The sequence below is a fragment of the Puniceicoccales bacterium genome, assembly GCA_031283585.1.
Taxonomy (GTDB): Bacteria; Verrucomicrobiota; Verrucomicrobiia; order Opitutales; family LL51; genus JAIRTH01.
Genome location: JAITBP010000004.1, coordinates 1 through 10,311 on the forward strand (window position 1 = coordinate 1; position 10,311 = coordinate 10,311).

The 10,311-nt window shown below is 42.9% G+C and carries 10 protein-coding genes; 3 read left to right on the top strand and 7 right to left on the bottom strand.

Annotated elements, in window-relative coordinates; genetic code table 11:
* The 3 genes from LBB20_00950 to LBB20_00960 all read right to left on the bottom strand — a co-directional run.
* The coding region (locus LBB20_00950) for a PqiC family protein (GenBank protein ID MDR2735397.1) at positions 1-516 on the bottom strand (516 nt) is incomplete at its 3' end.
* Between the two features lie 96 nt (positions 517-612).
* Entirely contained in the window at positions 613-1,614 is a 1,002-nt protein-coding gene (locus LBB20_00955) for an MlaD family protein (GenBank protein MDR2735398.1), read from the bottom strand.
* Complete coding sequence (locus LBB20_00960; GenBank protein ID MDR2735399.1) at positions 1,611-2,330, bottom strand: ATP-binding cassette domain-containing protein; 720 nt, start codon at positions 2,328-2,330, stop codon at positions 1,611-1,613. The genes LBB20_00955 and LBB20_00960 overlap by 4 nt, the downstream gene beginning before the upstream one ends.
* Positions 2,331-2,533: 203 nt before the next feature.
* On the opposite strand from LBB20_00960, the gene LBB20_00965 reads away from it, so the two are divergent.
* Both LBB20_00965 and kdsB read left to right on the top strand, forming a co-directional pair.
* Positions 2,534-2,635: an AURKAIP1/COX24 domain-containing protein gene (locus LBB20_00965; GenBank protein MDR2735400.1), complete on the top strand. Its 102-nt coding sequence runs from the start codon at positions 2,534-2,536 to the stop codon at positions 2,633-2,635.
* A 17-nt stretch (positions 2,636-2,652) separates the two neighbouring features.
* Positions 2,653-3,411, top strand: a complete 759-nt coding sequence (kdsB, locus tag LBB20_00970) for a 3-deoxy-manno-octulosonate cytidylyltransferase (protein MDR2735401.1) — start codon at positions 2,653-2,655, stop codon at positions 3,409-3,411.
* Here kdsB and malQ read toward each other — a convergent pair.
* Positions 3,399-4,898, bottom strand: coding sequence for a 4-alpha-glucanotransferase (gene malQ, locus LBB20_00975; GenBank protein ID MDR2735402.1), 1,500 nt, complete (start codon positions 4,896-4,898; stop codon positions 3,399-3,401). The two genes, kdsB and malQ, sit on opposite strands and share 13 nt — an antisense overlap.
* Before the next feature lie 24 nt (positions 4,899-4,922).
* A complete protein-coding gene (murB, locus tag LBB20_00980) occupies positions 4,923-7,079 on the bottom strand; it encodes a UDP-N-acetylmuramate dehydrogenase (protein MDR2735403.1) in 2,157 nt (718 codons plus the stop codon).
* A gap of 102 nt (positions 7,080-7,181) precedes the next feature.
* On the opposite strand from murB, the gene priA reads away from it, so the two are divergent.
* Positions 7,182-9,386, top strand: coding sequence for a primosomal protein N' (priA, locus tag LBB20_00985; GenBank protein MDR2735404.1), 2,205 nt, complete (start codon positions 7,182-7,184; stop codon positions 9,384-9,386).
* 2 nt (positions 9,387-9,388) lie between these two features.
* On the opposite strand, the gene LBB20_00990 is transcribed toward priA, so the two are convergent.
* Positions 9,389-9,844, bottom strand: coding sequence for a type II secretion system GspH family protein (locus LBB20_00990; protein ID MDR2735405.1), 456 nt, complete (start codon positions 9,842-9,844; stop codon positions 9,389-9,391).
* A gap of 213 nt (positions 9,845-10,057) precedes the next feature.
* On the bottom strand, positions 10,058-10,311 hold a 254-nt coding region (locus LBB20_00995; protein ID MDR2735406.1), incomplete at its 5' end, for a hypothetical protein.

A 10,311-nucleotide genomic window follows, 5' to 3' on the forward strand; every position in this document is an offset into this window, starting at 1 on the left:
CTCGGTACCTAGTTGTATCACCGCTTGTTCCATTCCAGACACTATGTGAACATATTTGTTGTTGTTCTGCTTTTCTTCTTTCTTTTCATCATCATCACTATTATCGTCGGATATGTACGTGGTTGTAATACGTGATTCCTTGCTTACTATATGGTTATCCTGCCTATCTGTCATATACCAGGTTGAAAATAGAGTAATTGTTTTATCAATGTCATTGGGAATAAAATCGTGGATTAGTACATGTATTTTATAATCAAGGTTGTTACTGTTGTTTGATTGTAACGTAACTATTTTCCTCAGGTTGGAATTTTGGCCGATGGCATGGTGCAAGGTTCTGGTTATGCAGTCTTCTACGGGTTCCACCCACCGATTAAATTCATCCTGGACTATTTCATTGTCAGAGATTTGCGTAACTATTTGTGGCTTATCTAAATAATGTGGGATAGAAACCTTGTCTATGCCAATGGAAGTGGCACAGGATTGGTTATCTGTCATATTTTTTAACGCTATGCCCATGGTATAGAACCGGGTATGATCTACTACCGGAGTGAATAGACAGCCACTAAAAATAATAGGAAGTAAAAAGAGAATGTTTTTTATTTTGCGCATAAATTATTTTTTGGGATTTGCTTTTCCTGAAATTATAGCATTTGGGTTGCGTTCTAAATAATCTGCAAGCTCTTTTAATGATTTTGCCGCCATGGTTATTTCCTGAATAGCATCACCTAACCCATACTTAAGTTTCTTTTCTTCACGGAACATATTGTTTATAGAGCTGGACATATTTCCAAATTTATCGAGAGCCAATTTACCACTGGCTAGTGTGGATCTTGTTTTGTCTGAAATTTTATTTACATTGGTTTTTAATATTGCTACAAAATCTTCGATAGAACCTAATGTATCATTAAAGTGCTTGAAGGTATTTGAAAAATCCGGTGAATCAAAAACTCTACCTATGGACTTGGCGGCAGAAGTCATTCCACTGACCATGGATTTTAGGTCTATGTTACTGAGAGTGTTGTCCGCTGTGGAAAGAATAGACGAAATCCTATCAAAAATTCCAATGAAATCGATTTTACTGATTTTTTTGATTATAACCTCGATGCTGCTCAGAAGTTCATCGATGCCGGAAGGTGTGGTTGGTATCTGAATATACTTGGTGCTATTTGTAGAGAATATGCGGATTTTTTTTGATGCATAGTAATCTAATTCTATAAATAATTTTCCTGTTACAATGCTTTCAAACGTTAATTTTGCAGCCAAGCCTTGTTTTATTTGTTTTTTGTAAAATTCTATGTTATCCTCACCACTGGATTCATCTTTTACTGTATCAAACATTGAATTATCTATCTCTATTATCACCGGAGTAATGGATAAATCTTTGTCTTTGTCATAGAATATGGATATTTTTTTTACGTTACCGATAGTAACTCCCTTAAATTTCACTGGAGATCCCACATCCAGGCCATTCAGTGATGAATCGAAATACAGAATAAATTTGTTTGTGCTATGGAAAAAATTGCCTTTGGAAAATAATAGGATGAATGATAATAGGACAGCAAACGAGCATACTATAAACATTCCTATGGCTAATGAATTGGCTTTTTTACTCATTTGTCATTCAACATTCCTCTTGAAAGAAAGTATTTTACTTTAGTGTGAAAATTTTCAAGTAATTGATTTGGTGAACCAATTGCCAGTACAGTTTTGGAATCGGCGTCAAGATACATTGCATTATCTCCAATGGCGAAAATACTATGCAAATCATGGGTTACGATCAGCATGGTAGTTCCAAGGGTTTTTCGTAGCTTGAGTATTAAATTATCGAGATTATTTGCGCTGATTGGGTCCAGCCCGGCCGATGGTTCATCGAGGAACAGTATGTCCGGATTAAGAGCAATTGCTCTTGCCAGGCCGGCGCGCTTACGCATTCCTCCTGAGATTTCAGATGGATATAGGTGACCATGGTTTTCAAGTCCTACCAGCGATAGTTTCATATTTACCGCTTCTTTAATTTCGGATTTGGTCAGATTTGTGAATTCCTCCAGTACCAATGCTATGTTTTCCACTAATGTCATTGAACTCCATAGGGCTCCGCTTTGATACAGCACACCAAAGCGTGTTGCAAGTGGTTTGTCCGAATCATTTAATATATTTATAAAATCCGCACCATCATAGAACACTACTCCCTGGTTCGTAGGCTTTAGACCGATCATGTGTTTCAATAGTGTGCTTTTACCACAGCCACTCTCACCGATTATTAAAAAAATTTCACCAGCCTTTACGTTAAAACTAATATCGTTCATCACGATGGTTTTCCCATAGCTCATGGTCAAATTTTTAACTGAGATCTTATCTGCCAACGGATTAAGACTTATGAAATTGAGTAATTTGTAAAGAATAACTGTGATTTTAAGCACTAAAAGTGCAGAAATTTAAATTATTTTGGAAGAATTGCAAAAAAAAGCTTTACTACGGAGATAGGGTTCCTACTCATCCGCTTGGTAGTAGGTTTATATATAGAGGTTTTTCCATGGGAAATCTGAAAAAAAAGCGCAGGTTAAAAATGAATAAGCATAAACGCAGCAAGCGTTCGCGAGCTAACAGACATAAGAAGAGAACCTGGGGAAATTGATTTGATTGCTTTTTGATGTGCGTACTGTTGTTGCCATACCAGCGAGATGGGCTTCTAGTAGATTCCCAGGTAAGGTATTAGCTGATTTAGATGGTGTGCCGATTTTAAAACGCGTATGGAACAACGCCTGTTCCGTTGTTGGCATTGATGAGGTGATAATCCTTGTGGATAATGATAAGGTTTACCTCGAAGCAACTTCTTGGGGTGCAAGAGTTATGGTTACATCACCGGATTGTTCCTGTGGAACGGAGAGAATAGCCTCGGTGTTGGGTAAGATCGATGGCGATTTTATTATAAACCTACAGGCTGATGAGCCGCTTCTGGACCTAGATGTCCTTGAGAAGATGGTACAATTTGCTGAAAATAACAGCTGCCAGATGGTTACACCGGTGTTCAAACTCGTTGCTGGCGAAGATATTTTCGATGCTAATCTGGTAAAAGTTGTGGTAAATCCTGGCGGCGAAGCGATGTATTTTTCCAGGAGTCCGATACCATTTATTCGGGATGAAAATGATAGATCTAAATGGCCAGGCTACTATGATTTTCTTGGTCATATAGGTGTCTATGGCTATTCAAGGGAAGTTTTAGCGAAGTATTACTCATTGCAACCCAGTAGGCTGGAGGATATTGAGAAATTGGAACAGTTGCGGTTTTTAGCCAATGGGGTTAGGATCCATACGTTGATGGCCAGCGGGCCAACCATCGAAATAAATACGCCGGAAGATATGGCTAAGGCAATGAGGTTTTTGAGTAGTTCTAAAAGTCATCTGTCATAGACTTCGGCCAATTCACGAAGGGTTTCAGCGGATTTTCCCAGTGTAAAAAATTGGTCTTCGGTCATCCGCCAGGTCCAGTTATTTGTTTGGGTTCCCGGGGTATTTAGTCTGGCATTTTGATCCAGGCCTAGAATGTCCTGGGTGCAGATTATGGCCGTGTTACAAGGTGATTTGTAGGCTTCGGTCAGAAGGGCCCAGACCAGAGAGTTGTCATCGGATTTTACATAGCGCCTGATGTTGTGTTTATCTATCTCGCCCAGAGAGTTAACCCAGCCCCGTAGGGTATTGTTGTCGTGGGTACCGGTGTACATGACGTTGTTTTGGTATTGGTTATGTGGCAGGTAGGTGCTTTGTGGAAAATTTGAAAATGCAAATTGTAAAACGGCCATGCCTGGGAAACCTGTAGTTTTTAGCAGGTCTGTCACGCCTTTGTTCAGTTCCCCCAGGTTTTCGGCGATGCATTCCAATTTTGGGAATTTTTTTTTGATGACTTTGAAAAAATCAACTCCTGGCCCAGCATTCCAGGAGCCATTTTTGGCAGTTTCTGAACCGAAAGGTACAGCCCAAAAGTCATAAAACCCACGAAAATGATCCAGCCGTATCACATCGTAGAGTTCGAGATTTCTTTTAAGACGGTCTAGCCACCATTTGTAATTTATCTCCTTGAGCACCTGCCAGTTATACAATGGATTTCCCCAAAGCTGTCCTGATTCCGAGAAGTAATCCGGAGGAACACCGGCCAGCTGGGTTGGGCGATTTTTGTCATCAAATAGGAAGATTTGTTTATTTGCCCAGACATCAGCGCTGTCCAGCCCAGGGAAAATCGGGATATCGCCGATTAGCTTGATGCCATTTTGCTGGGCATAGCTTCTGAGATCCGAGAATTGTTTATGGAAAACGTATTGTATGGCCTTGTGTATGTTGGCCAATTTTATCACTTCCGATGGAAGTTTTTTCAGATCCGATGAGGATGAAAATTCGGCTGGCCACTGGTACCAGGGTTTTTTGTCAAAATACTCTTTCAGTGCCATGAAGTTGCAGAACGGATCAAGCCATTTTGCCGAACTTTTGAATTTATTAAAACCTTCGTCCAGGTTTTTGTATTTTTTTAAAAAATTTTCCGATGCCGAAAATATTATGGGCCAGAACAATTCATTGAGCTTGGAAAAATCAACCCGATCTCTTGAAAGTTCGGCTAAAGGTCTCGTATCTTCTTTGGATAAAAGGCCTTCGTTCACAAAATAGTTCAGATCTATCAGGTATGGATTACCGGCGAAGCTGGATAGACTCTGGTAGGGAGAGTCGCCGTAACCTGTTGGCGATAGTGGACAAACCTGCCAATATTTTATTTTGCCTGCCCGTAGAAAGTTCAGGAAATTTTTGGCATTTCCATCGATACAACCGATGCCCTGGTCGCTGGGAAGGCAGGTCAGGTGATGCAAAATTCCTGCAGAACGTTGTTGTAGACAATTGAATAGATGTTCCATCAAAATCCCTTTAACAGATTCTTGTCAAATTAGTTCTGATGCCAATAAAATTTCTCGATTTAGAAAAATTCCATGCTTTTCATATACCAGTTCTCTGGCGATTTTTATCAAGGTTTTGACATCATTTGATGAAGCATTGCCGTTGTTTACTATGAAATTCGCATGTTTTGGCGAAATTGATGCACCGCCGATCCGGGTGCCTTTCAGTCCGCAGTCATCGATCAACCTTCCGGCCGACAGGTCTGGTGGATTTTTGAAGACGCTGCCGGCACTTGGAGCCACGGGTTGTGATGCTAACCTTTTACGCATGAATGCCTTCGATGCATCCATTATGTCTTTAACCGGTGCCTTGCTTTTGAATTGGAACGTGGCCGATAGTATTGTTCCTGATTTTGCATCGATGCCGGATCTGTAACTAAACTGAATATCTGATTTATCAAGATTGTGTATTTTACCATTGGGATCCAGCAGTTTAACCGAAATCAATGGGTCAAAAATTTCCCGGTTGTTGGCCCCGGCATTCATGACTAGCGCTCCACCGATGGTTGAAGGAATGTTGCCCAGGCCGACCATATCCATGAACCCATGGGTGGCGACACGATGGCATAGTGTTTTCAAAGATGTTCCAGCGAAAGCTATTACGGTTTCTTCATCAGGCCATATAATTTGCTTCCAGTGGTTATTTGTCAGGGCTATCACGGCACCATCGAATCCTTCGTCGTCGAAAAGTATGTTGGATCCGTTGCCGAGAATGAGGTGAGGAAATTGGTATTTTTTTAGCATGGATAGAAGGTTGACTAGAGCATCTAGATCATTTGGCTCGGCGAAAATCTTTGCCGGTCCTCCTATTTTGAATGTGCTATGGTCCGCCAATTTTGTGGTCGTTGACAGCAGAATAGCCTCAGCTAATCCATTCGCATTCAGGGCATTAGTTATTTCGACCGTTTTTATATCTCTCACCAGGGCGTTGGCCATTAGGTTCAGATTGCCGGCGCCGATGAACAGCAGATTTGCATCATCAGCCATTGCTGTAATTTGCGATACTTTTTCCCCTAGGTCCTGCTTGGTCTCAGAAAGGGAAACGTCCCAGCCATGGCATAGTTTCAATAAATCCTCGCTGGTACCTCCGGGAATTTCGTTGATTTCATCGGATTTGTACACCGGAAGAATGATAGCTTTGCCGGATTTTTTCAAAATTTCTGAAAATTCAACCAGGTACTGCTTCGTCCTGGTATATCTGTGGGGCTGAAACAAGATATGGTTTTTTTTGTCAGATTTCGATGCGATGTAGGCCGAGATTTCCGTTGGATTGTGAGCATAGTCACAGAAGATCGCATGGCCATTAATGGTGCCAAGGAAATCATTTCTGCGTAGCAACCCCTTGAATTTGTCTATCTTACTTAGATCTGGGCGGGCTCCGATGATGGCTTCAAAGGCACTGGAAACGGCAGCCAGGTTGTGGGCCTGGAATGAACCAGCATCCGGCTGAAATTCCACTGGTGCATGGTTGGCTTTGTTGGCCAAGTCTCTCAGTGCTTTGTCGTCTTGCGGCACAATTATCCTGTGGCTGGTTTGCAAAAATAGCTTAAAAATTGCTTTCTTCATAGACTCAAAGGAGCCGTAATTGGCCAGATGGTCGTCATCAAAATTTAACATTACCGTTATGTATGGGGCAAAATTTTCGATGGTACCATCGCTTTCATCTACTTCACAAACAAGCAGTTTTGAATCTTTGTCAAAATTTGCTGGCAAAAAATGGTCCCTGGGTAGCGCTCCAATGATATGGCTAAAAGGAACCTGATGTTCTTTAAGTAGATAGGTTAAAAATGCAGTGACGGAACTTTTTCCATGGGAGCCGGTGATTGCCACAAGTTTTTTATCTTTTGCGATTTTTGCCAAAAATACACCGCGCCGCGTACATTCTAGATTGTTTGCATCAGCGTAATCAAATAAAAAATGATTTGGCCGGATAGCACTGGAATATATCAGCTGGTCGATGGAATTTGGCAAGTGCCTGCCAGATAAAACTACAACGTTATTTTTCTCCAACAGAAGGGCCATGGATTCATTTTCGTTGTCGTCCCAGCCATAAACTGTATGTCCTTGTTGTGCAATGTATATAGCCAATGGAGCCATGCCCATCCCAAAGGCACCGACGAACATAAAATTTTTAAAGTGCATCTTTTTTAGTATAAGTTTGTCGCGGTTTTATTTAAACATTAAAATGTGTAAAAATATTGCGATTTTTTGTGTAAAATATCGGATTAATTTAGAAGGTTAGCTATGCAATTGGCCAGAGTAGTTTTGTTTTCGGCGGTGGATAGGGCATTTGTTTACATCGTCCGGAAGGAGCTGGTCGATGTGCTAGTGGTTGGCATGTTGGTCCAGGTACCGCTGGGCCCCAGGTTGGTCCAGGCTGTTGTGCTGGAATTGATTGATTCCGATGGTGATAGTTATGAATTTGAGCTCCGCGAAATTTCTAGTATAGTCCATGCGGTTCCGGTGGTAAGTAATGATGTCATCGCATTATGTCGTTGGGTATCAGAATATTATAATGCGTCATTGGCCAGTGTTTTCGAGTGTGCTGTGCCCAGCGTTTTGCGTAGAAATTTCTCAACCAGGTTATCAACGGTGATAAAGGTAGCTAAGTTGTTGGATGATAATGAGTTACTGAAACTATTTCGTAAAGCTCCAAAGCAGCATCAGGCCTATAGTTATCTCAGGACCGCCGGTGGTTGCCCGAGGAAGGACTTGCTGGAATTGTTTTCGGTAAGTGTGGTTAACAGCTTGGTCGACAAAGGGATATTTATCGAAGAATTTCGGAATGAACCGCGGCTGGCCCAGGACGATGACCAGGCCGAGGGTCATGGTTTTCGGGCCCTGACATTAACCAAAGCCCAACAGGCCGTGGCAGATGACATAAAGGCCAGTTTGGCTAGGCGGTTGTTTTCCGTACATTTGCTTCAGGGCGTTACCGGATCCGGAAAAACTGAGGTATATCTCGATGCTATAGAAAGTGTTATAAAACATGGCGGCGAGGTTTTATATCTGGTACCTGAGTTGGCTTTGACGCCGCAGACGTTGGCCAGAATTCGGAATCGGTTTTCTGGGTACGGTGTGGTGCTATGGCACAGTAACCTTTCAGACGGAGAGAGAAAGGACGCATGGCTGGCCATTGCCAGTGGTGAAGTCAGTGTGGTTGTTGGGGCCAGATCCGCCCTGTTTGTACCGCTGAAAAATCTGCAGTTGGTAATTGTGGATGAGGAGCACGACCAATCCTACAAGCAGAGTGACCAGCCCAGGTATAACGGGCGGGATGTGGCTGTGTACCGGGCAAAACTTAACGATGCGCTGTGTATTTTAGGTTCGGCGACGCCGTCGACCGAGTCCTACCTCAATGTGTACCATAAGGGTTACAGGTTGAATGAGTTGAATCAGCGTGTCGGTAATAGTAGGTTGCCAACGATCCATTTGGTTGATAGAAGATATGAAAAATGTATTATTTCTAACCTGTTGCGCGACAAGATCTTTGACAGGCTTGAAAAAAATGAGCAGGTGATTCTATTGCTCAATAGGAGGGGTTATGCGCCGACGGCCCTGTGTCCTAGTTGCGATTATGTGGCCAGATGTCCGAATTGCGATGTTTCCCTATCCTATCATCGCAGTCAGCAGGCGATGAAGTGCCATTTTTGCGGATACACCGAGCCACCGAGGACGAATTGCCCGAAGTGTGGTGGGTTGGAGATATTTTACAATGGCGTTGGTACGCAACGGCTTGAGCAAATTATTTCCGGGATGTTTCCCGGGGCATCCATTGCCCGGATAGATTCCGATGTCATGAGAAAAAAAGATGAATTTCGTATAATTTTATCAAAGTTTAGGAAAGGCCTTGTGGATATTTTGCTTGGAACCCAGATGATAGCTAAGGGGTTGGATTTTCCGAATGTCACGTTGGTTGGTGTGGTTGATTGCGATATCTCGTTGAATGTGCAGGACTTTCGGTCCATGGAGAGAACATTTCAGATGATCGTCCAGGTGGCTGGAAGAGCAGGGCGTGGCGACAGGAATGGTGAGGTTGTGTTGCAAACATTTAGGCCGGAGTGTATGGCCATAACCAAGGCTCGGAGTAACGACTTTTATGGTTTTATGGAGCTGGAGCTGGCCACCAGGCGGCATTTTGGTTATCCTCCCTACCGGAAGCTAATTCGGCATGTTATAATGAGTAGAAATGAGACCAAGGCGGAATTTTTTGCAAACAATTGGGGCCTATTTCTGGAAAAAAACATCACCGACCCGACCCTGGAGATGAAAGGCCCGACAAAATGTATGATTGAGAAGATAAACGGTTGGTATAGGTTTGCAATCTATTTTTTTGTGGTCGGTTCGGTGGGCAGTAGGGTAAAGACCCTCGATGCGCTGAGGAAGGAATTCGCCTTTCCTCGGGACATCAGGGAATACCTGGATGTGGATCCAGCGGACTGCGCCTAGGGTTATGGTTTGACCTTAACCTCTATCTTGCCATCTTTAAACTCATAGGTGCCTGTGCCACCATTAGTACTCACGACCGTTAGTGTTTTAGTGTCACTAACATAACTAAAGTCCCACGGCGCCCCCCAGGGATCCAGTGGGATAGTACTGTCGAAAAAGTTCGCTAGCCCATTTAGGTTTGCTGTTGCAGGAGAAGCATCAGTAGCAGCCGTCACCTTTATGCCATCAAGCGCTTTATTTACCAAGACATCATTATAATCCTTGTAGGCATAGAGGGCACTGCAGGCGGCTTTGACGGTGGATTCCAGGAAGGCCTTGGCGGCTTTCTTTTTACCGGAGTCCAACACACCACCCATGTTGCTGATACCCACACCGGCCAACACGGCTATAAGGGCGATGACAATCAGGATCTCCATCAGCGTCATAGCCCGGTCTCTGTTTTTTAATATTCCATCCATAAATCAAACTCCTTTTAAGATTTTTCTGCGTAGCAGTTTAGACAAAAACCGTACATTGGCAAGAAAAAACAAAAAAAACGAAAAAAAACGAAAAAACAAAAAAATGCAGCCAGCACAGTTACCAGTGTGATAGCGATCAAAATTTCCATCATCTAGGAAGGAATTCGCCTGGGACATCAGGGAATACCTGGATGTGGATCCAGCGGACTGCGCCTAGGCTTTGGGTATGATATCAACAGTTATCTTTCCATTTACAAACGTATAATTGCCTTTGTCACCATTACTACTCTCGACCTTTAGGGTAGGACCTATTACGTTCTTGTCGCTCTTATCAGCATAACTAAACTTCCACGGCGCCCCCCAGGGGTCCAGTGGGGTAGTACTGTCGAAAAAGGTCGCTAGCCCCTTTAGGTCCGTAATTGGAGTATTAGCATCCGTTGTTATGTCCTTAATCTCAGCCTTTACAT